Source organism: Sulfuricella sp. T08 (assembly GCF_000971475.1).
Lineage (GTDB): Bacteria > Pseudomonadota > Gammaproteobacteria > Burkholderiales > Sulfuricellaceae > Sulfuricella.
The window spans coordinates 162752-185413 of sequence record NZ_DF967533.1; the positions used below are offsets into that span (position 1 = coordinate 162752).

A 22662-nucleotide genomic window follows, 5' to 3' on the forward strand; every position below is an offset into this window, starting at 1 on the left:
ACTGCGAACCTTTCCAAGGATGCTAAATATGATGCTATCACTCACTCCGGAGCAAAGGCGTTTTCTGCGTGCCCAGGCTCACAACCTGAATCCCGTGGTGACGATCGGCGACGCTGGCCTCACCGAGGCGGTCATGAAGGAACTCGAGCGCAGCATCGCCAGCCATGAACTGATCAAGGTCAAATCGCACAGCCGCGACAAAGCGACGCGCGACAGCCAGCTTACTGAAATCTGTGAAACATTGAACGCCGCCTCGGTACAGCACATCGGCAAGATTCTGATCGTTTACAGGCAGGCCGAAAAACCCAAGCTGGTACTGCCGAAGGATTAACTCTTTCGTGGCGCCAGGACCAGAACCAGACCGAGCAGACTTTCGATCAGGTAGCCGATGCTGGATACCCCATGCCAGCGGGCGAAGCGGTCGCGGAACATGCTTTCCATCACTTCCTTCGGCAATGCCTGCGCTTTCAGGCCCGCCAGTATCGGCTGGATGCCAAAGTGAATGGCCACGGTGAGCAGCAACATCACCAGCACAGCCCAGAAAAATCCCTGCTTCAGCGCGCTGCCACCAAATACCGACAGGCGGTGTATCAGCAGATAAACACCGCACCCCATGCCAACATAGGCAATCCAGGTGAACATTTTTCCCGCCAGCATACCGGCCAGCATCTTGTCGCCTAGCGAGGAGAACAGAACCGGTGCGGCCAGGTAACCGATAGCCCACAAGCCGCCCACCCACAAGGTGATGGCGAAGAAGGAAAACTTATCGGCGAAGCGATTCATTAAATGTATTTCACATCCAGCACTTCATATTCGCGCACTCCACCTGGAGCCTGCACCTCAGCGACATCGCCGGCGTATTTTCCAATCAGTGCGCGAGCAATCGGCGAACCGATGGAAATCTTGCCCTGCTTGATGTCGGCCTCATCGTCGCCGACGATCTGGTAGGTCACGGCTTCACCGCTTTCCAGATCCTCCAGATCGACGGTGGCGCCGAACACGCAACGCCCTTCAGCATCGAGCAGCTTGGGATCGATGATCTGGGCATTGGACAGCTTAAACTCAACCTCGGCAATGCGCCCCTCGACAAAGCTCTGGCGTTCCTTGGCCGCATCGTATTCGGCGTTCTCGGACAAGTCACCGTGCGACCGGGCCTCAGCAATGGCCGCGATCACGCTCGGACGCTCGACAGTCTTCAAGTTATGCAGTTCGGCGCGCAGCAATTCAGCGCCGTGTGTTGTCAGTGGAACCTTGCTCATTTTTCCCTCGGATTTCTTGGATTACCAGTTTGAAGCCAGGCAACAGCTTAAAACGCTTTGGGCAACCTGGCGTGCAGGCCCTGCAGGTCATACACCTGCAGTTCCTTCATGTGCTTAATTCCGGCACAGGCGGCGCGGGCTCCTGCCAGCGTGGTGTAGTAGGTGATCTTGTTCTGCAAGGCGGCATTGCGCATGGCGTAGGAATCATGCACGCCACGCTTGTCCTCTACGGTATTGACGATCAGGTTGATGTCGCCGTTCTTGATCATGTCCACGATGTGAGGGCGACCTTCATGCACCTTGTTCACCGGCGTCACGGTCAGGCCTGTTGCGGCAAGGGCCGCCGCCGTACCACGCGTGGCGACCAGGCTGAAACCCTGCTCCGCCAGGATCCTGGCAATATCCATGACCTTGTCCTTGTCGCTACCGCGCACGCTGATGAAGGCGCGGCCGCTGGAGGGCAACTTCACCCCGGTAGCGAGCTGCGACTTGACGAAGGCTTCGGCAAAAGTCGCGCCTACGCCCATCACCTCGCCGGTGGACTTCATCTCCGGGCCAAGGATGGTATCCACGCCCGGGAACTTGATGAACGGGAACACGGCTTCCTTGACGGAATAGTAAGGCGGCACCACTTCGCGGGTAATGCCCTGCTCCTTGAGGGTGCGCCCGGCCATGCAGCGCGCAGCAATTTTCGCCAGTTGCAAACCGGCGGCCTTGGACACGAACGGCACGGTACGCGAGGCACGCGGATTGACTTCGAGAACGTACACCGTCTCACCCTGGATGGCGAACTGCACGTTCATCAGGCCGACCACCTTGAGCGCCTTGGCCATCAGCACAGTCTGGCGCCGCATTTCGTCCTGGATTTCCGGCGACAGACTATACGGCGGCAGCGAGCAGGCGGAATCACCGGAATGCACGCCGGCTTCTTCGATGTGCTCCATCAACCCGCCAATCAACACGTCGGTTCCGTCGCTAATCGCATCCACGTCCACTTCGGTGGCATCGTTGAGGAAGCGATCGAGCAGCACCGGCGAATCGTTGGAAACCTTCACCGCCTCGCGCATGTAGCGTTCCAGGTCAACCTGCTGGTGAACGATTTCCATGGCGCGCCCGCCCAGCACGTAGGATGGCCGTACCACTAACGGGTAGCCGATTTCCTCGGCCAGCCTGATAGCTTCTTCCGGCGCCCTGGCCGTCCGGTTAGGCGGCTGCTTCAGGCCCAGTTCCTGCAGCATCCGCTGGAAGCGCTCGCGATCCTCGGCAGCATCTATCATGTCAGGCGAGGTGCCAATAATTGGCACACCGTTGGCCTCGAGATCGCGCGCCAGCTTCAGTGGAGTCTGTCCGCCGTACTGGACGATTACGCCGAAGGGCTTCTCCACCGCAACCACCTCGAGTACATCCTCCAGGGTCAGCGGCTCAAAGTACAGGCGATCGGAAGTATCGTAGTCGGTCGAGACGGTTTCCGGATTGCAGTTGACCATGATAGTCTCGAAACCGTCCTCACGCATCGCCAGCGCGGCATGCACGCAGCAGTAGTCGAATTCGATGCCCTGGCCGATGCGGTTCGGCCCGCCGCCCAGCACCATGATTTTCCTCTTATTGGACGGCTCGGACTCGCATTCCTCCTCATAGGTGGAATACATGTAGGCAGTGTCGGTCGCGAATTCGGCGGCGCAGGTATCCACGCGCTTGTAGACCGGGCGCACGCCCAAGCTATGGCGATGAGCGCGTACGGCGTGCTGACTCACTCCCAGCAGTTTTGCCAGACGCAGGTCGGAGAAACCGCGCCGCTTCAGCACCCGCATTTCATTCACATTAAGCAAGTCCAGGCTGCGCCCGGATAGTGCCTGTTCACGCGCGACCAGATCGGCCATTTGCGCCAGAAACCAGGGATCAACGTGTGTCAGGTTAAATATCTCAGCCTGGCTCATGCCACAGCGCATCGCGTCGGCAATATACCAGATGCGGTCCGGGCCGGGATTGCCCAGTTCGGCTTCGATGGTTTCCCTGTCTGTAGTCTTCTCGTCCAGCCCGTCGTTGCCGGTCTCCAGTCCTCGCAGCGCCTTTTGCAGCGATTCCTGGAAGGTGCGGCCGATCGCCATCACCTCGCCCACCGACTTCATCTGGGTGGTAAGGCGACTGTTGGCACGGGGGAATTTCTCAAAGGCGAAGCGCGGAATCTTGGTAACGACGTAATCGATCGAAGGCTCGAACGAAGCCGGGGTGCGTCCACCGGTGATGTCGTTCTGCAACTCGTCGAGGGTATATCCCACCGCCAGCTTGGCTGCCACCTTGGCGATCGGAAAACCGGTCGCTTTGGACGCCAGGGCGGAGGAACGCGACACGCGCGGATTCATCTCGATCACCACCATGCGGCCGTCATCAGGGTTAATGCCGAACTGCACGTTGGAACCGCCAGTTTCTACGCCGATCTCGCGCAGCACGGCCAGCGAGGCGTTGCGCATGATCTGGTATTCGCGGTCGGTCAGCGTCTGGGCCGGCGCGACGGTAATCGAATCGCCGGTGTGCACGCCCATCGCATCGAAGTTTTCGATCGAGCAGATGATGATGCAGTTGTCTTTCTTGTCGCGCACCACCTCCATCTCGAACTCTTTCCAGCCGATGACGGATTCCTCGATCAGCAGTTCCTTGGTCGGCGAAGCGTCCAGGCCGCGCTCGCAGATTTCGAGAAACTCTTCCTTGTTGTAGGCGATGCCGCCGCCGCTGCCGCCCATGGTGAAGGAAGGCCGGATGATGGTGGGATAACCGACCATCGCCTGCACCTGCAATGCCTCTTCCAGACTGTGGGCGATCGCCGCACGCGGGCAGTCGAGGCCGATCTTCTCCATCGCCTTCTTGAATTTCTCGCGGTCTTCGGCCTTGTCGATGGCTTCCTTGGTAGCTCCGATCATCTCCACGCCGTACTTTTCCAATACGCCGTGCTTGGCCAGGTCGAGCGCACAGTTCAGCGCGGTCTGACCGCCCATGGTGGGCAGCAACACGTCAGGACGCTCGACAGCGATGATTTTCTCCACCACCTGCCAGGTAATCGGCTCGATGTAGGTGACATCCGCCATCTCCGGATCGGTCATGATGGTGGCCGGATTGGAATTGACCAGGATGACCTTGTAGCCCTCCTCGCGCAGCGCCTTGCATGCCTGCGCGCCGGAATAGTCGAACTCGCACGCCTGGCCGATAACGATCGGGCCGGCGCCAATGATCAGGATGGATTTAATGTCGGTACGTTTTGGCATTATTTGGTGAGGAGTGGGGGGTGAGGAGTGAAGGGAAAACCCGCCACGCCTCACTCCTCACTCCTAACTCCTCACTTCTGTTGTTGCATCAGACCGATGAAACGGTCGAACAAGTAATCCACATCGTGCGGCCCCGGGCTCGCCTCGGGGTGTCCCTGGAAGCTGAATGCCGGCACGTCGGTGCGAGTGATACCCTGGTTGCTGCCGTCGAACAGCGACTTGTGCGTCACGCGCAGGTTGGCTGGCAGCGTTGCCTCATCAACCGCAAAGCCGTGGTTCTGGCTGGTGATCATGACGCGACCGCTGTCAAGATCCTGCACCGGGTGGTTGGCTCCGTGGTGGCCAAATTTCATTTTACGGGTCTTGGCGCCGGAGGCCAGCGCCAGCAATTGGTGGCCAAGGCAAATGCCAAAGGTCGGAATACCCTTGACTAGCACTTCCTTGATCGCATTAATCGCGTAGTCGCAAGGCTCGGGATCGCCCGGGCCATTGGACAGGAACACGCCATCCGGCTTGAGCTTGAAAACCTCTTCGACGGGAGTCTGGGCAGGCAGCACGGTCACCTTGCAGCCGCGCTCGGCCAACATGCGCAGGATGTTGCGCTTGACGCCGTAATCATAGGCGACCACATGGAAGCGGGGTTCGGTTTGGGTTTTGAAACCGCTACCGAGCTGCCACTCGCCTTCTTGCCAGTCATAGGACTGGGCGCTACTCACCACCTTGGCCAGATCCATGCCGGCCAAGCCGGGGAAGCCGCGCGCCAGTTCGATGGCCTTGGCCTCATCAATATCGCCAGCCATCAGGCAGCCACTCTGCGCACCCTTTTCGCGCAGCAGGCGCGTCAGCTTGCGGGTGTCAATATCGGCGATGGCGACTACATTATGGCGCTGTAGATAAGCGCCCAGATCCTCGCTGCTGCGCCAGTTGCTGGACTGGATCGGCAAATCGCGGATCACCAGGCCGGCAGCATGAATCTGCGACGATTCGGCATCTTCGGCATTGGTGCCGGTGTTGCCGATGTGCGGGTAGGTCAGGGTGACGATCTGGCGGCAGTAGGAGGGATCGGTAAGAATTTCCTGATACCCGGTCATCGCGGTATTGAACACCACCTCGCCGACGGTATGACCGGTAGCGCCGATGGAAATGCCGCGAAATACTGTCCCATCAGCAAGCGCGAGAATGGCGATCTGGTGGTGCGGCACGGAGGCTCCTTGAGATTAAAGCGGATATGCAAAGCGGGGTAGGCTCACGCCCTCCCCGCTCTTCAAAACTTTTGGGATTATACCGGATTGCAACGTTGCAATCAACGTAGACCGAGCACGTCCTGCATGTCAAACAACCCCTTGCCGCGCTGCGCGAGGAAGCGCGCGGCACGCAGCGCACCCAGCGCGAAGGTGGCTCGACTGCTGGCCTTGTGGGTGATCTCGATACGCTCGCCGGTTCCGGCAAACAGCACGGTGTGGTCACCAACTATATCGCCGCCGCGCACCGTGGCGAAGCCGATAGTCGAGGGAGAGCGCTCACCGGTTACACCTTCGCGGCCATACACCGCGCATTCCGCCAGATTCCTGCCCAGCGCATTGGCCACCACCTCGCCCATGCGCAGCGCGGTACCGGAAGGCGCGTCGACCTTGTGGCGATGATGCGCCTCGATGATCTCGATATCGTAGCCCTCATTCAATACACGTGCCGCCATGTCGAGCAGCTTGAGACTGAGGTTTACGCCGACACTCATGTTGGGAGCGAAAACTACGCCGATGTCACGACTGGCGTCAGCGATCAGTTCTTTCTGCTCGGAGGAAAAACCGGTCGTACCGATGACAACATTGACGCCAAGTTCGCGGCAGGCTTTCAGATGATCCAGTGTCGCCTCGGGGCGAGTAAAATCGATCAGCGCATTGCAACCCGCGAGCGCGGTCGCCATATCTTCGCTAATAGAAACACCGCATGGCGCTCCAAATAGTTCACCCGCATCCTTGCCGACGAACGGACTGCTCTTCCGCTCCAGGGCGGCCGCGAGCCGCATGTCCGGTGCCTGCGCCACCGCCTCAAGCAGAGCACGGCCCATCCGGCCCGAGCTGCCGGCAATCGCGATATTCAGTGTGCTCATGTTCAGAACCCTATTTTTTCGATCATGCGGCCGAAAAAGCCTTTTTCTTTCTTCGTCGGTGCCGCGTCCTGCTCCGGTTGTTCCGCGGCCCTGGACGGCTCGCCGACTGCCACCGGATCCTTCTTCTCTTCCGTTGGGCTGGCAGCCACCACGTCACCCTCGACGCGTTGCAGCAATTCCTGCTCGAAGAACAGTGCCAGCTTCCGTTCTTCCATCAGCTTGCCGGCTTTCTGGTAGCGGTAGACATAATCCCATCGATTGGCATGGAATGAGTCCATGATGAGCGGAGTACCCAGGACAAAGCGCACTTGGGCCTTGGTCATGCCGGGCTTGAGTTTCGCCACCATTTCCTGAGTAACGACATTACCCTGCTGTATGTCGATTTTGTAAGGCGTCAGCTTTTCGCCAACCGTGTCGGTCACGGAACAGGCGGCAAGGAGCAGGATGGCGATGGCAGCAAGTGCCTGTAGAACGGATTTCATAAAAATCCCGACAAAAAACAATAAAGTGGCGGCATTATAACACCCCAGAAAGCGCTGGAAAGGGAAGGATAAACATTATATGATTAAATCCAGAAAATGCCTTTAACCCCTTTGATATTTGTGGTTAGTCGGCTTTTAAATTTAAACGATTAAATTGAGGATCGATTCATGGGCGACTCGCAGGACCTGAAAAACGCCGGACTCAAGGCCACCACCCCCCGCCTGAAAATCCTCAACCTGTTCGAGACCAGCGACGTGCGCCACCTCACCGCCGAGGATGTGTACAAGATTCTGCTCGCCGACGACGAAGATGTCGGCCTGGCCACGGTATACCGGGTGCTGACCCAGTTCGAACAGGCGGGCCTGCTGATCCGCCACCACTTCGAAGGCGACAAGGCGGTATTCGAACTCAACCAGGGCGGCCACCACGACCACTTGGTGTGCATGCAATGCGGCAAGGTGGAAGAATTCCACGACCCTGAAATCGAGAAGCGCCAGGACAAGATCGCCAAAGAACGCGGCTTTTCCATCCGCGAGCACTCGCTGTATCTGTTCGCTGAGTGTACCAAGCAGAACTGCCCGAACAAGACTTGATGAAAGACACCCTGCAGCCCGGCCTCGCCTACGAATTCAAGTTCCTGGTGCCGGAGACCAAGACCGTGCCGCAACTCTTCCCCGAGGCACCGGAATTCCAGGAGATGCCGGAAGTGTTCGCCACCGGCTTCATGGTCGGACTGTGCGAATGGGCCTGCATCCAGGCTGTCAACCCGCATCTGGACTGGCCCCGCGAGCAGACTGTCGGCACTCACGTCAACCTCAGCCACCTTGCCGCCACCCCGCCCGGGCTGACGGTTTCAGTCAAGGTCCGGCTGGAGAAAATCGAGGGACGCAAGCTCAGCTTTCACGTCGAAGCCGACGACGGTGTCGACAAGATTACCGAAGGCACTCATGAGCGCTTCGTGATCGACGCAGCAAAATTCAACGCCAAAGTCGCCGCCAAGGGACAAATTTAGCGGCGACTAGCGCACCATTTAACCGTAGCTCAGTCCAACCGGCAGTGAGTTCAATCGAAACCTTTCCGTCAAAACCGTGTTACTGACCGCCACCCACTCCGAGCAGGACCCGATCGAAGGCCGCATCCCGGGCAACAAGGGAATCTGGGCCGGCATCCTGAGCGAGATGACCGAATTCGCGCTGCTGTTCGTCGTCTACTTCATCGCCCGCGCCCACTTCCCGCAAGCCTTCCACGAAGGCCCACTGCAACTGAGCCTGTTCGCAGGCACCTTCAACACCGTGCTGATGATCTCCGGCAGTTATTTCGTCGCCAACGCGGTGATCGCGATCCGGCAGAATCGGCCCGAAGTCAGCCTGCGCTGGCTGGTTCTGGTGCTATTCGCCGCCTGCGGCTACTTCGTCACCAAGTATTTCGAGTTCCGCTGGAACGTCAGCCAGGGCATCACCGGCCGCACTGGCATCTTTTTCACCGTCTACTACTACCTGACATTTACCCATATGGTGCATGTTGGCTGGGGCATCATGGGGCTGCTGTGGGTGATGGCGCGCACCAAGGCCGGCGCCTACATCCCGACCGAACATGAAGGCATGGAAGCCTTCGCCTCCTACTGGCACGCCACCGACCTGGTGTGGCTGATCATCTTCCCGCTGCTGTACCTGCTGCGCTGAACAGGCCGACATCATGACCCACAAACAAACCCTGAACCTGCTGTGGCTTCTGCTGGTGGCGCTGACTCTGGGCGGCGCCTTCCTCGGCGAATCCTCCGAGCCCGGCCTCGCAGTCACCCTGGTCATCTGCCTGACCATGGCCTTCAAGGGCAGACTGGTGATCGATCACTTCATGGAGCTGAAAACTGCGAACCGCACGATACGCAACCTGATGCGCGCCTATTTCTACGTGCTGCCGCTGGTGACGGTGCTGGTGTATGTGTTCAGCGAACACTTCGCCAGATTTACAACGCTGTAAGAAGGCGCCAGTTGACTACTCAACCCCCTAACATCTCTGCCGCGTGTTTGCGGGTGGTTTCGGTGACTTCGACGCCGCCCAGCATGCGCGCCACTTCCTCGATGCGCGCCGCCGGCTCCAGCACTTGGATGCGGCTGACTACACCGCCGTCCTGGCTGGATTTGCTGACTTGCCAATGATGGTTACCCTGCGCCGCCACTTGGGGCAGATGGGTGACGCACAGTACCTGGCGCTCGGCACCGAGCTGCTTGAGTAACTGACCGACGATTTCCGCCACGCCCCCGCCAATACCCACGTCCACTTCGTCGAAGATCAGGGTGGGCACCAGCGACACCTTGCTGGTGATGACCTGGATGGCCAGGCTGATACGCGACAGCTCGCCGCCGGAAGCCACCTTGACCAGGGGCTTGGGCGGCAGGCTGGCGTGGGCGCTGACCTGGAACTCGATTTCTTCGAGGCCGTGCGCATTGCCTTCAAATTCGGTCAGCGCGATCTCGAAACGTCCGCCCGCCATGGCGAGGGACTGCATCGCGGCGCTGACCTTCCCGCCCAAATCCTGCGCCGCGTCTTTCCTGGCTGCGCTCAGCTTGCCGGCGAGATCGAGATACTGCGCCTGAGCCGTCTGTTCGCGCTGAGCCTCGTCGCCGCCGCTGTCGAAGCCGCGCAATTCATCCAGTCGACCACTCTTATCTGCCAGCAACTCAGACAGTTGGTCTGGGGCGACACGGTATTTGCGCGCGGCATCGTGAACATCCCCCAGCCGCTGCTCGCACTGGGCGAGCCGCTCCGGGTCGAGATCCAGGCGCTGCAGATAATGGCGCAGGCTGTAGGCAGCCTCGCGCAGTTGCACCTCGGCCGGCTCCAGCAGCTCCAGCACTTCCTTCAATCCGGAATCATACTCGACCAGGTTGTTGAGGCGCGCAATCACACCATTGACCTGCGCCAGGCAAGCCACGTCATTCTCCGACAAGACTTCCAGTCCATACTGCGCACCTTCCATCAGGCTGGCGGCGTGGGTCAGCCGGCCGTGTTCGGCCAGCAATTCTTCCCATTCCGGGCCGGAAAAATTCAGCGCCGCAAGCTCTTTCACCTGCCATTCCAGGCGCTCCAACTCCTCGGCGTAGGCGGCAGCATTCTTTTCCCGCTCCAGCCGCGCCTTCTTCAACGCCTGCCATTCCTTCCAGGCTGTCGCCGTTTCCCTGGCCTGACGCCCCAGGCCGGCGTAGGCGTCGAGCAACTCGCGCTGGGCAGCCACCTTGAGCAGAGATTGATGGGCGTGCTGGCCATGAATGTCCACCAGAAATTCGCCGGTCTCGCGCAATTGCTGCAATGTGGCGGAACGGCCGTTGATGAAGGCACGCGAGCGGCCGCCTGCATCCACCACGCGGCGCATCAGGCATACGCCAGGATCGCCGCCGAGCTCGTGCTCGTCCAACCAGGATTGAAGCTGGGGAAGGGTGCGGGTATCGAATTCGGCTTCGATCTCGGCGCGATCCGCACCGGCACGCACCACCCCGGCATCGGCACGTTCGCCCAAGGCCAGCGACAGGGCGTCGATCAAGATGGATTTACCTGCTCCGGTTTCGCCGGTAAGCACGGTAAAGCCGGGCTGAAATTCCAGCTCGAGGCGGTCTACGATGACGAAATCACGAATATTGAGGGTCAGTAGCATAATGATCGTGGAATGGGTAATTTGTGAGGGGTAATGAAAAAACCACTTTCCATTACCCCTCTCTCATTACTCCTTTACAGTTTTTCCCCCCAGTGCAGCTTCTGGCGCAGCATGTCGTAGTAGCTGTGACCGAAAGGGTGGAGCAGGCGCACCATCTGCTTGGATCGGCGCACGATCACCCAGTCGTTTTCCTGCAAGTCGAAATGGCGCTGACCGTCGAAATGCACGCGCGCGTCGTCAGCATGAAGCAGCAGGAGTTCGATGGTACTTTCACTGTTGACCGCGATCGGGCGGTTGCTCAGAGTATGCGGACAGATCGGCACGAGCACCACCGCTTCCAGCGTAGGATGCAGGATCGGCCCGCCGGAGGACAGCGCATAAGCCGTGGAACCGGTCGGGGTGGAAATGATCATGCCGTCGGAGCGCTGGCTATAAACGAACTGGCCGTCGACAAACACTTCCAGTTCGATCAGGCGCGCCGTCGCGCCTTTGCTGACCACTGCGTCGTTGAAAGCGCAGGCTTCATGGACGTTCTCCCCCTGGCGGCGGATGGTCACGTTTAGCAGAAAGCGCGCTTCGCTGAGGTAATCGCCGGCGAGGATTTCCGCCATGGTTTCCAGCATGGTATCGACTGAAACGTCGGTCAAAAATCCGAGCCGACCCTGGTTGATGCCGACCAGCGGCACGCCGAAAGTGTACAGGGAACGGGCGATATTCAGCATAGTGCCATCGCCGCCGAGCACTACGGCCAGATCGGCCTGCTCCCCGATCTGTTCCAGGTCTGCCAGGGGATAGTCGGTCACGCCGGTGCTTTCTGCCGTCTGCCGCTCCACCAGCACGGTGTGTTCCTGTTCGACGAGAAACTTGGCCAGACGCAGCAGCGAATCACCGATCTCCGGGCTATTGTATTTGCCTATCAGGGCAATGGTTTTGAAGAGCTGACTCATGCCGTGAATTAAACCATAATAAAACTTTTGATGGTACTATGACTCGAAGTGCATAACACATAATGCACATCCAAATATATGATCGACAAACGCGCGCAAATCCTGCTTAAAACCCTGGTGGAACGCTATATCAGCGAAGGCCAGCCCATCGGCTCACGAACCCTGTCGAAGTTCTCCGGCCTGGATCTGAGCCCGGCTACCATCCGTAACATCATGGCCGATCTGGAAGAAATGGGTTATATCATCAGCCCGCACACCTCTTCCGGCCGCATACCCACTCCGCTCGGCTATCGCTTCTTCGTCGACTCCCTGCTCACCGTGCAACCGCTCGGCGCGGTCGAAGTGCATCAACTGGAAAACCAGCTTCACCCCAGCGATCCGCAGAAGCTGATCGCTTCTGCCTCGCAACTGCTATCCGACCTGACCCAGTTCGCCGGCATCGTGATGGCACCGAAGCGCCGCAGCATCGGCTTTCGCCATATCGAATTCGTGAATCTTTCCGAAAAACGCATACTTTTGATCCTGGTCACTACCGACGACAACGTGCAGAACCGCATTATCGTCAGCGAGAAATCCTATTCCGCCTCGGAGCTGACCCAGGCGGCCAACTTCATCAACCAGCACTACGCCGGTTGCACCCTGGAAGAGGTGCGCAGCAGAATGCAGGTCGAACTGAAACAGTTGCACCACGACATGACCACGCTCATGACTCTGGCGATGGAGGCCGGCGGCGCTGCATCGAACGAAGGCGCCGACAGTTACGTACTCTCTGGCGAACGCAAGCTGCTGCATGTGCAGGACCTGTCTTCCAATATGGCGTCCTTGCGCAGGCTATTCGACGCCTTCGATCAGAAAACCACCCTGCTGCAGCTTCTGGACATCAGCCAGCACGCCCAGGGCGTGCAGATATTCATCGGTGGCGAATCCGGCCGCATGCCGCTAGACGAATGCAGCCTGGTGACCGCACCCTACGAGGTGAACGGCCAAGTCGTCGGCACCGTCGGCGTAATCGGCCCAACCCGGATGGCCTACGAACGTATCATTCCGATCGTGGACGTCACCGCCAAGCTGCTGTCCAGCGCGCTTTCCTACCACTGAGGGCTCGTAATCGTGTCTTACCGCACCGAACCGGCTTACCGCCATGGCACGCCCAGCCGAACCGGCGTTCTCCTGATCAATCTCGGCACGCCCGATGCGCCCACCGCTGCGGCAGTTAAACCTTATCTAAGGGAATTCCTCGGCGACCCGCGCGTGGTGGAAATTCCCCGTGCGCTGTGGTGGCTGATTCTGAACGGCATCATCCTCAACACCCGGCCGAAGAAATCGGCGGAAAAATACGCCCAGATCTGGACCAAAGAAGGCTCGCCGCTGCAGGTTCATACCCAGCGGCAGGCCAAGCTGCTGCGGGGCTATTTGGGTGAATTGTTGAAACCGACCCTCTCCCCAACCCTCTCCCACGAAGGGGAGAGGGGGCAAACGCCTATCCCTCCGGAAAACGGAGGGATAGGCTCTGTTTTGATCGAATTCGCCATGCGCTACGGCAATCCTTCGGTTGCGTCGGCGCTGGAAAAACTCAAGCAGCAGAACTGCGGGCGCATCCTGATTTTCCCGCTCTACCCGCAGTACGCCGCCAGCTCCACGGCTACGGCCATGGACGCAGTGTTCGACATCTTGCGCAAGATGCGCAACATGCCGGAAATCCGTACCGTCCGGAGCTTTCACGACCACCCCGGATACATCGCGGCATTGGCGCAAAGCGTGCGCGACGACTGGATGCAGAATGGTCATCCCGACAAGCTGGTCATGAGCTTTCACGGCGTACCACGCTACACCCTGGACAAAGGCGACCCCTACCACTGCGAATGCCAGAAAACCGGCCGGCTGCTGGCAGAAGCACTGGAGCTGAAACCGGATCAATACCGGATCAGCTTCCAGTCGCGCTTCGGCCGTGCCGAATGGCTCAAGCCCTACACCACGGCAATCCTGGAAGAACTCGGCAAGCAGGGCGTAAACCGGGTGGATGTCATCTGCCCAGGCTTCGTCGGCGACTGCCTCGAAACCCTGGAGGAGATTGCACTGGAAGGCAAAGCCTCCTTCCTCGGCGCCGGAGGCAAGGAGTTCCGTTACATTCCCTGCCTGAATGAACGCGATGACTGGATTCGCACCCTGAGCGATATCGTCACCGCAAACCTGCAAGGCTGGATAGCGACGGAAGAGAAAGAAGCCTGCGCCGCTTCTCGCAACCGTGCGCTGGCGATGGGTGCAAAAGACTAAAAGCCTTCAATTTCAAGATCAAGCCGCCCTCTCCTCAAGCTGTTTGAAAAACATCCGGCGTATCTCACTAACGCACTGATATTTTTATAAATATCTTAATATTTTCAGTGCACGCACCATCAAGTTCCGCTCCAAACCGCCGATAAACTTAAACAAGTTTCCACCTTCGGCACGGAACAAATCATGAAGATCGAAAGTTCGAACCTCCTGCTAAGCAGCCAGCATAGTTCCATCGACAAGCACACGGCCAAGGAGTCACTCAGAATGTGGGTCGGCGACCAGCGGCCCGATTTCGAAGGGCGATCACGCCAGCGACAGAATCCGGCCCCGGCTGCAGACAGCGTCCGGCTTTCGGCGGAAGCCCTGGCTGCCGCCCATGCTGATACCACCAAGCAAGTGGCTGCGGTCGACCCGGAAAAAGACCTGGAAAACGATCCCCGCTACCAACTGATCATACTGATGGTAGAGGCGTTAACCGGAAAGAAAATCAAGCTGACCAAACTTGAGGATGTCCAGCCGGCTGTCGAGCCCGCGAACATTCCTGACCCCAACAAGGCCGCGTCTCAGCAACAGCAACAAACGAGACCAGCGGGATTCGGCATCGAATACGACCGCCATGAAACCCTTTACGAAGCGGAACAAACCAGTTTCTCCGCGCAAGGCGTGGTCAAGACTGCCGACGGCAAGGAAATCAGCTTCGACCTCCAGCTTTCGATGAGCCGCGAACACTATGAGGAAAGCAACGTCAGCCTGCGCCTGGGTGATGCAAAAAAGAAAGACCCGCTGGTGATTAATTTTGGTGGCACCGCGGCACAGCTCACCAGCACCAAATTCAACTTCGACCTCAATGCAGACGGATCGGCAGACCAGATTTCATTTGTCGCCCCTGGCAGCGGCTTCCTGGCGCTGGACAAAAACGCGGACGGCAAGATCAACAACGGTAGCGAGCTGTTCGGCCCTGCCAGCGGCAACGGCTTTTCCGAACTAGCCGCCTACGACCAGGACAAAAACGGCTGGATCGACGAAAATGACGCGGTTTACCAGAAACTGCAAATCTGGACCAAAGATGCCGGTGGCAAAGACACCCTGAGCAACCTGGCGCAGAAGAACGTCGGCGCGATCTATCTCGGCAATATCAGCACGCCATTCGACATCAAGAACGGCCAGAACCAACTCGACGGCCAAGTCAAATCATCCGGCGTCTATCTCAGTGAAGACGGCGGCGCCGGGACAGTGCAGCAAATTGATCTGGCGGTATAGGATCCAGGGGCTAGCTCCTGTTGTGTTGAGCCAGCCAGAGTTCAAATTCCTCACGCGGCATGGGTTTGGCGAAATGGTAGCCCTGCAGGTAATCCACCCCCAACTCGCGTAACCTGGCTGCGGCTTCTTCGTCCTCTACCCCTTCTGCAACGGTCTTCAGATTCAGTGCACGCGCCAGGTTGATGATTGCCTGTGTCATGCTCGAACCGCGCGGATCGTTAAGGCGGCGCACAAAGGAAATGTCGATCTTGAGTTCGTCCACGTGCATTTCATGCAGCTGCGAAAGCGAGGAATAACCGGTACCGAAATCGTCGATGGCAATGCGAAAACCCGCCTCCTTGAGCTCCTGCAGGCGCTCCGCGGCATGCTCCACGTCCAGCAGCGCAATGCTTTCAGTCACCTCAAGGATGATGCTCCCTGGGGAAAGTTGATGTTTGGACACCTCTTCCAGCAGTTGCTCGGTGAAGTAGGGCTTAAAAAGCTCCCGCTTCGACACGTTCACTGCAATGCTCAAAGTCAGGCCCTGACGTTGCCAGCTTTCGGCGGCAGTCAAACTGGCAAGCCATACCTGCTGACCCAACTCCCGGATCATTCCGATACTTTCCGCTATCGGAATGAAGGTGGCAGGACCGATCCAGCCCAGCTCGTCATCATGCCAGCGCGCCAGCACCTCCACGCCACTGCACGCACCGGTAGAAGCTGCGATAATCGGCTGGAACCAGGCCTGAATAAGCTGGGATTTAACGGCATTGGCCAGGCGATTCTGAATGTAGAGTTCCTTCTTGCCGATGCCCTGGCTGGTCATGTCGCGGAAGAAGCACACCTGATTTCGACCCTGGGACTTGGCGTAGAACATTGCGCGGTCAGCCTCGGAAAACAGGGTTTCAACCTCCTCCCCATCATCGGGATAAATCGCCACGCCCATGCTGAAAGTCACGGGCAAGTCGGCACCGTCCACTTGCAGCGGCGATTGCATGACTTCCCTCACTTTTTTAATCGTGTCCCGAATTGAGTCCTCTGACTCCATGTCGGGGAGCAGCAGCACAAACTCGTCCCCGCCCCAGCGTGCCAGGGTATCGCCTGCCCGAAGCTGGGTCTTCATTACCTCGGAAAAAGCCTGCAACAGCTTGTCGCCCACTTTGTGACCAAGGGTATCGTTGATATTCTTGAAATGATCGAGATCGATAAAGCACACCCCCACCTTGTGCACCGTACGCGAAGCCAAGCGCAAGGCGACCTTGAAACGGTCCTCCAGCAGCACCCGGTTCGGCAGTTCAGTCAGGGCATCATGGAGGGCCATGTGAGAGATTTGCTTCTCTTGCAGATAAGTCTGGGTGACATCGCGCAGCACCCCGCGCAGGCCGGCCACCTTGCCCAACTCATCCCAATGACTGACGAAGCGACACTCCAGCCAGGAGTCGTGCACCAACCCGTCTATCTCACCCAGCCGCAAACGCAGTCCCATGTGGCTTTTCACACCCCTGAACAACCCATCACACTGGGTATGCAAGGCCTCTAGGTCATCGACATGAATGAACTCATCCAGCCTGCGCCCTACTGCATCGTCACAATGAGCCAGGGTGGACCAACCCGGACTGGCGCGCTGGATGCGCCCATCGCAATCCAGCTCCAGCACAGCCTCTTCCAGCAATGCCAGAGTATCAAGATAGGCCTTTTGCTCGCGTTCCCGGGTATCGACTGTTTGCATCAGACTTCGCAATGAGAGCGCCAGATCACCGATTTCATCTTTTCGGCTTTGCGCCGGCTCGAGCTCGGTCTCAGCCAGCCTCAACCTGCCGCTACCGGTAAAGCGTTTGGCCGCAGCTTCCACACTTTCCACACGCAGGACGGTGCTCTGCAGCCAGCGCCCCAGACCGAGCCAGAGCAGAATAGCAACGAATACCACGGCCATGACCGGGCGCAGCAGGAATTCAGGCAGGGGGTAACTGACGTAGATTTCACGCTGGATAAACAGTTGCAGCTTTTCACTGCCGGGCCAGGACAAAGCCGTTTCTATATAGTGCGGCTTGAAGCTGGATAAAATCCTGCGATCAAAAGAAGTCGCGTCTTTGGGTAAGACACTCGAAGAAGCCAGCAGAGCGCCATCGAATTTCAGGTGCAAGTGGGTTTCCGGGATTTCCAGTTTCTTCAGCATGGAGTTGTTAAGGGATTTCAGCAGCAGCAAGCTGCCCTGACCTCCCTGGCCTAACCATAGAGGCCGCTGAAACACCTGGTAGAACTCGCCATGGTCGGCCGCATACAGCCAACCCAAGGAGAGTGCGGAAATATTATCCAGAGCATGGGCTTCCGTGCCGTATCGAAACAAGACTTTTCCCTGCCCATCCAGTATCAGAAGGTTGGAAAACTCGATGAATTCCCATTGTGCATTAAGAAGCGCATTCAGTTTCGCCCAGCGCAGATCGGCAGAGTCTTCCAGAATACGGGAAAACTCGATGCGCGCCTTGATCTGTTCCGCCTCGGTTTGCCATTCGGATTCAAGGCGCGGCAACTGGTCAAGGTAATAGCCTTCGATGAGCGCCTGTTTCTGCGATGCCTCACGCTGGTAGAAAGTGGCATAACTACTAAGACCGATCAGCAGTATGCCGATCATGGAGATGACAAGTACTAACGCCAGCCTGGATATCGCTTGCCCGTGTAGCGTGCCTTTTTTTGCCGAAAAATTGCGCAGATACCGGAGAATCAAAGTTTATTCCCCGACCACTGGTAGGAGACCAGGGAATGAACATCGAGATCCGCCGACAAGGGCACGCTGGCGGCCCGCAGGAAATTCACTGTTTCTCCGACCTGTTTGCGCGAAAAACGGCCGTCGGAACTGAATATGTCGGGAACCCTGGCGAGTGTGGCAATCAGTTCACGCCGCTCATTTTCATTCGCCACTCCGAGCTTGCCGACAATGGCTTCAGGGGTGGCCGCATGCATCCAGACCAGAGTACGCTGCACCATTTGCACCATCAGCTCGGTGCGCTGCGGGTTCTCACGCACAGACTCGGCGGAAGCTGCCACGACGGAACGTGGGTGCGCCAAGCCGGGTATCCTTGCCATGGCCACGGGTGTGTTCATATCGAGAAGTATCCGGCCGGCATCCCTGCGAACCAGCTCGCTGACAAATGGCTCTTCGCAGAACACGGCATCCACCGCTTGTCCGGCCAGAGCGCCGTACACTGCATCGATATTTTGCGCGTTTGGTACCCAGCGCACCTCGCTCGGCTTCACCCCATAGCTGGACAACACGACCTCTGCCAGAGTATTCAGGTAAGTCTTGCTGGCAACGCTGCCGGCAGAGACGCCGATACTGCGGCCTTTCAGATCGCCGACTTTCCTGATCTTGCCGGCCAGATCCTTGCGTACCACCAGCGCATAGGGCGGCATCTTGCCGCTTAGCGGCACCACCGCCAAGACCTTCTCCCCCTTCGAGGCCAGCACAGGAAGAACGGAAAATCCCACCGCAGCGAAGTGGGCATTTCCCGCCAAAGCGTCTTCGAAAGAGCGCACGCCACTGGGAAAATATCGGATAGACAGATGAACGCCAAGAGCGCGGTCGATACCGAGCGCCGGAATGAGCTCGACCGGCATGAAAGCCAGAGCACGGGGCCCGGGAATGTTGATGCGTATCACTGGCTGGCCAGGTTCAGCAGCCCAGGCACGCGGCAGACAAGGCAAAGCCGCCAGGACTGCCATCGCCTTGAGGGCAGACCTTCTCGAAGAATTCATACCGATCTCTACCCCCCTTTTATTTTCTACTCTTCAGTTATTACGTGGATATCCGCAGCAATTACGAACCCGGGAAGCTTGCTTCAGGCCATATCGCAAGACCCTGCCAAACACTGATCCATTGGGCAAGGCTTGTGAATTCCATAACCCTGAGCGTAATCAACGCCAAGCTCTCGCAGCTTCTCCAGGATAGCGTCATTTTCCACATACTCGGCAATCGTCTTGATCCCCATGACGTGACCGACCGTATTGATCGCCTGCACCATGGCGTAATCCACCGTATCATCCACCATATCCTTGACGAAAGCGCCATCAATTTTCAGGTAATCCACTGGCAGAAATTTCAGGTACATGAAAGAAGACAAGCCGCTGCCGAAGTCATCCAGGGCAAAGCGGCAGCCTTCGGCCCTGAGTGCTTTGATCAGTGCAGCAGCATGCTCGAGGTTGGCTACAGCAGCGGTTTCGGTGATCTCGAAGCAAATCAGGCGCGGTGGCACCTGATGCATGGCGAGTTGTTCACTGATGAACTGCTCGAGATTTTCCTCACTCAGTGAAGCGCCGGACAAATTGATGCAAAAAACCTCGCCAGCCTGCCCCGGACGCTCGCGCAGATGCTGCCCGATGGTAGCCAGGCCATGGTGGATCACCCAGCGGTCAACCGCCGGCATCAGGTTGTAACGCTCCGCGGCCGGGATGAAGTCCATCGGCTGCACCAGCACTCCTTCCTCGTCCAGCAACCGCAGCAGGATTTCACAATGTCGTTCCTGCATTCCGTCTAGCGGAGCAATCTTCTGGCAATACAGGACAAAGCGGTTCTCCTCCAGTGCCTGGCTGATGCGCGACACCCACTGCATTTCACCGTGGCGCCGAGCCAGTTCCAGGTTACCGGGCCGAAAAACCTGCACCCGGTTGCGCCCTTTTTCCTTGGCGGCATAGCAGGCGGCGTCGGCCTCGCTCATGAGTTCCTCAATGCTGACGCTGTCGGCGTCGATGAGGACCAAACCAATACTCGCCCCCAAGTCGAAGGGGCGCCCCTCCCAGCTGAAGCGAAAATCCTTGACCACCTGGCGCAGGCTTTCCGCGATTTTCAGTGCCCGGTCGAGGGGGCAATTCTCCAACAGCACGCCGAACTCATCCCCGCCCAGGCGCGCGAGGGTGTCGGACTCGCGCATGCCTTCCTGCAACAGATAGGTAAGCTGGCGCAGCAGCTTGTCGCCCACCGCGTGACCACAGGTATCATTGATCACCTTAAACTGATCCAGATCGATGTAGCAGAAGGCATGTCCCTGCCCGAGATTCCTGGCGCGCACCAGCAGTTCAGCCAGACGCCGCTCGAACTCGCGCCGGTTAACCAGGCCGGTAAGCGCGTCGTGGGTGGCGTGATAAGACAGCAGGTGCGGCGTGTGACGCATCTGCGTCACATCGTAGAACACCATCACAGCGCCGATGATGGCGCCTTCCCGGTCGCGGATCGGCGCCGCCGAATCCTCGATGATGTACTCCTTGCCATCCCGCGCAACCAGCACCACATTGCTCGCCAGCCCGACCACCTTCCGTTCGCGCAGGCACTGCTCCACCGGGTTGGGCTCCGCTACGCGCGTCACGCCATCGATCAGTACACACACTTCGGTCAACAACTTGCCGTAGGCATCCTGCGTCTTCCAGCCGGTCAGCTGCTCGGCCACCGGATTGAGGTATTCCACCCGCGCGGCACCATCGGTGGTAATCACTGCATCGCCGATGGAATGCAGCGTCACCTCGGCGAGTTCCTTCTGCTTGAACAGCGAGTTGGCGGTCTGACGCACCTTGGTCATGCTCCAGATCGCCAGCATCAGGGCCGCAACCAGCATGACGGCGTGGCGTAGCATGTTCAGCAGGGTCTCGCGCATGGCCTGTGCCGCAAACTCATCGGCGACCAGGCTCACCGCGCTGGAGACAGCCAGGATGGAATCGATCGCCTGGGTCGAGCGCTCGAACCATTCAGTGCCACTTAGGGAATAACCGCCATTGTCGACCTCCCGATAAACCTGACGACGCACCGATTCGTAGCGGCCGAGGAAGGATTGCTCCATCTCCCTCACTGCATGAACGATACGGGGATCGGTGCTCTTCAGTCCGGCGACCACCTGGATATCGAAAATACTGCGATCGACCACGCCGCGATTCGCCTTCATCTCGTCCAGCACAGCCGGCGGCAAAGGCAGCCGTGCACTGATGTAGTAGCCCAGCATGGCGCGCTCGCGCCCGGCGTGCTCGCTCGCCAGCCACACCCAGCGCTTGAGAGAGAGGTTGAGCTGGGCCACGTGACGCGGTGTATCCACCGGCAGGAACGCCGCCTCGCGCAAGCGCGAAGAAACCCCGATGAAGTGGCTGATCACTTTCTGCCACTCAATTGCGGTATAGGTACAGGCTTCGCCTTTCAGACACGAATCAGCACGACTGCGCGCCTGAATCAAATTCACCTGTTCGCGCTCTGCCTGACGGATGGCATCGACAAACTCGGAATCCGGGTTCCCGCGTATCGCCAGGTCGCGTGCCAGAACGAGTGCCTGGTTCCAACTGATATCGCCTTTTTCGCGTAGACCGGCAATGCTCTTCAGGATCACCGGAGAGGCTGGAACAGGGCTGCCCAGTGCGCTGGCGGTCAGACCGCGCTCCACCGCCTCGCGACCAGCAGCCCTGAACAGGTGATCCGCCATTGCATTGGCCTGACCCATATCACGCACGGCACGGTAGTTGGAATAAGAATCCCAAACCACCTCCCCGGTGAGCACCAGGACGAAGAAGGCCAGCGCGACGAGAGAAAAATTGATGATTTTGGAGTGCGAAAAACTACGAGCCATTAAGATTAACCTAATTGATTAATATCAACACATCACTCCCAAACAACAGGTTGTTCTGCACGATGCCATAGAACCCAAACGCTTGCAACCGAACCAGGCCACCAGCCATACAAATCCGGCCTCTCAGAGCATAAACCAAAAAAACCTCACTACCCCTCTCTTGAAAATAAAACATTGCACCCAATATGGTTTTGCATCGTTATCAGGAGAACGTCACATGCAGCCAGAAGATCAAAAAAACAAAATCGAGCAGGAAGAGTTTCTCGAAAATCTCGGCGAATCTTCAGCCATGGGCGATGCCTTCCAGGCGGGAATCGAAGGCGAAGCGGCCGAAGTCATGCCCAGCCTGGAAGAAATGCTCAAGCAGGCTGAACTAAACGCTCAGGAACATCACGATGCCTGGCTGCGCGCCAAGGCCGACACGGAAAACATCCGCAAGCGCACCCAGGTGGAAATCGCCAACGCCCACAAGTTCGCCGTCGAGGGTTTCTCGTCCGAGCTGCTGGCCGTCAAGGACAGTCTAGAAGCCGCCATCAAGGTGGAAACCGCCGATCTGGCCAGCATGAAGAGCGGTGTCGAGCTGACCCTCAGACAACTGGTATCGGTATTCGAGAAATTCAATCTGAGCGAAATCGACCCGACCGGCGAAAAATTCGATCCCCACAAACATCAGGCCATCAGCATGGTGGAAGCCGACGCTGCTCCCAATACGGTAGTCAGTGTCCTGCAAAAAGGTTATCTGCTGCATGACCGGGTACTGCGCCCGGCGCTGGTAATGGTGGCCAAGACCAAAGAGTCTTGAAATAGTCACTAGCATCCCCATCTGGGAAACAAGGTTAATT

At 58.2% G+C, this 22662-nt stretch carries 20 protein-coding genes; 9 read left to right on the forward strand and 11 right to left on the reverse strand.

Annotation, left to right across the window (positions count from 1 at the left end):
* Window positions 1–28 precede the first annotated feature (28 nt).
* The gene (locus SCT_RS07905) at window positions 29–331 is read left to right on the forward strand and encodes a YhbY family RNA-binding protein (protein WP_082098236.1); all 303 of its coding nucleotides are present in this window, start codon (window positions 29–31) and stop codon (window positions 329–331) included.
* On the opposite strand, the gene SCT_RS07910 is transcribed toward SCT_RS07905, so the two are convergent.
* The 6 genes from SCT_RS07910 to SCT_RS07935 form a co-directional block, all read right to left on the reverse strand.
* The gene (locus tag SCT_RS07910; RefSeq protein WP_059421319.1) at window positions 328–783 is read right to left on the reverse strand and encodes a DUF4149 domain-containing protein; all 456 of its coding nucleotides are present in this window, start codon (window positions 781–783) and stop codon (window positions 328–330) included. The genes SCT_RS07905 and SCT_RS07910 overlap by 4 nt on opposite strands.
* Window positions 783–1259, reverse strand: coding sequence for a transcription elongation factor GreA (gene greA / locus SCT_RS07915; RefSeq protein ID WP_059421321.1), 477 nt, complete (start codon window positions 1257–1259; stop codon window positions 783–785). The genes SCT_RS07910 and greA overlap by 1 nt, the downstream gene beginning before the upstream one ends.
* A gap of 47 nt (window positions 1260–1306) precedes the next feature.
* Window positions 1307–4519: a carbamoyl-phosphate synthase large subunit gene (gene carB, locus SCT_RS07920; RefSeq protein ID WP_059421323.1), complete on the reverse strand. Its 3213-nt coding sequence runs from the start codon at window positions 4517–4519 to the stop codon at window positions 1307–1309.
* A 71-nt stretch (window positions 4520–4590) separates the two neighbouring features.
* Window positions 4591–5721 (reverse strand): glutamine-hydrolyzing carbamoyl-phosphate synthase small subunit, encoded by a 1131-nt coding sequence (gene carA / locus SCT_RS07925; protein WP_059421325.1) that lies wholly within the window; start codon window positions 5719–5721, stop codon window positions 4591–4593.
* 101 nt (window positions 5722–5822) lie between these two features.
* Complete coding sequence (gene dapB, locus SCT_RS07930) at window positions 5823–6629, reverse strand: 4-hydroxy-tetrahydrodipicolinate reductase (RefSeq protein WP_059421327.1); 807 nt, start codon at window positions 6627–6629, stop codon at window positions 5823–5825.
* 2 nt (window positions 6630–6631) lie between these two features.
* Window positions 6632–7111, reverse strand: coding sequence for an outer membrane protein assembly factor BamE (locus tag SCT_RS07935; protein WP_059421329.1), 480 nt, complete (start codon window positions 7109–7111; stop codon window positions 6632–6634).
* 168 nt (window positions 7112–7279) lie between these two features.
* Here SCT_RS07935 and fur point away from each other — a divergent pair, with 168 nt between their 5' ends.
* The 4 genes from fur (at window position 7280) to SCT_RS07955 (ending at window position 9092) form a co-directional block, all read left to right on the forward strand.
* The gene (gene fur / locus SCT_RS07940; RefSeq protein ID WP_059421334.1) at window positions 7280–7705 is read left to right on the forward strand and encodes a ferric iron uptake transcriptional regulator; all 426 of its coding nucleotides are present in this window, start codon (window positions 7280–7282) and stop codon (window positions 7703–7705) included.
* Window positions 7705–8124, forward strand: coding sequence for a thioesterase family protein (locus SCT_RS07945; RefSeq protein WP_059421336.1), 420 nt, complete (start codon window positions 7705–7707; stop codon window positions 8122–8124). The genes fur and SCT_RS07945 overlap by 1 nt, the downstream gene beginning before the upstream one ends.
* A gap of 76 nt (window positions 8125–8200) precedes the next feature.
* Complete coding sequence (locus SCT_RS07950) at window positions 8201–8794, forward strand: cytochrome c oxidase subunit 3 family protein (RefSeq protein WP_059421338.1); 594 nt, start codon at window positions 8201–8203, stop codon at window positions 8792–8794.
* A 13-nt stretch (window positions 8795–8807) separates the two neighbouring features.
* Window positions 8808–9092, forward strand: a complete 285-nt coding sequence (locus SCT_RS07955; protein WP_059421340.1) for a cytochrome C oxidase subunit IV family protein — start codon at window positions 8808–8810, stop codon at window positions 9090–9092.
* A gap of 19 nt (window positions 9093–9111) precedes the next feature.
* Here SCT_RS07955 and recN read toward each other — a convergent pair whose 3' ends face one another.
* On the reverse strand, window positions 9112–10764 hold the full coding sequence (gene recN, locus SCT_RS07960; protein ID WP_059421341.1) for a DNA repair protein RecN: 1653 nt from the start codon (window positions 10762–10764) through the stop codon (window positions 9112–9114).
* A 74-nt stretch (window positions 10765–10838) separates the two neighbouring features.
* Window positions 10839–11711: an NAD kinase gene (locus SCT_RS07965; protein ID WP_059421343.1), complete on the reverse strand. Its 873-nt coding sequence runs from the start codon at window positions 11709–11711 to the stop codon at window positions 10839–10841.
* A gap of 78 nt (window positions 11712–11789) precedes the next feature.
* Between SCT_RS07965 and hrcA the strand changes: the two genes are divergently transcribed.
* From hrcA to SCT_RS07980, 3 genes are all read left to right on the forward strand, one after another.
* Entirely contained in the window at window positions 11790–12809 is a 1020-nt protein-coding gene (hrcA, locus tag SCT_RS07970; protein ID WP_059421345.1) for a heat-inducible transcriptional repressor HrcA, read from the forward strand.
* A gap of 12 nt (window positions 12810–12821) precedes the next feature.
* Window positions 12822–13985 (forward strand): ferrochelatase, encoded by a 1164-nt coding sequence (gene hemH, locus SCT_RS07975; protein ID WP_059421346.1) that lies wholly within the window; start codon window positions 12822–12824, stop codon window positions 13983–13985.
* Between the two features lie 183 nt (window positions 13986–14168).
* Window positions 14169–15245 carry a hypothetical protein gene (locus SCT_RS07980; protein WP_059421348.1) on the forward strand — a complete coding sequence of 359 codons (1077 nt, stop codon included), beginning with the start codon at window positions 14169–14171 and terminating at the stop codon, window positions 15243–15245.
* 10 nt (window positions 15246–15255) lie between these two features.
* Here the strand turns inward: SCT_RS07980 and SCT_RS07985 are convergent, their stop codons facing one another.
* From SCT_RS07985 to SCT_RS07995, 3 genes are all read right to left on the reverse strand, one after another.
* Window positions 15256–17949 (reverse strand): bifunctional diguanylate cyclase/phosphodiesterase, encoded by a 2694-nt coding sequence (locus tag SCT_RS07985; protein ID WP_059421352.1) that lies wholly within the window; start codon window positions 17947–17949, stop codon window positions 15256–15258.
* Window positions 17946–18977 (reverse strand): ABC transporter substrate-binding protein, encoded by a 1032-nt coding sequence (locus tag SCT_RS07990; protein ID WP_082098237.1) that lies wholly within the window; start codon window positions 18975–18977, stop codon window positions 17946–17948. The genes SCT_RS07985 and SCT_RS07990 overlap by 4 nt, the downstream gene beginning before the upstream one ends.
* An 83-nt stretch (window positions 18978–19060) precedes the next feature.
* Window positions 19061–21820: an EAL domain-containing protein gene (locus SCT_RS07995; protein WP_059421358.1), complete on the reverse strand. Its 2760-nt coding sequence runs from the start codon at window positions 21818–21820 to the stop codon at window positions 19061–19063.
* 217 nt (window positions 21821–22037) lie between these two features.
* Between SCT_RS07995 and grpE the strand changes: the two genes are divergently transcribed.
* Window positions 22038–22622 (forward strand): nucleotide exchange factor GrpE, encoded by a 585-nt coding sequence (gene grpE / locus SCT_RS08000; protein WP_059421363.1) that lies wholly within the window; start codon window positions 22038–22040, stop codon window positions 22620–22622.
* The last annotated feature ends 40 nt before the right edge of the window (window positions 22623–22662 follow it).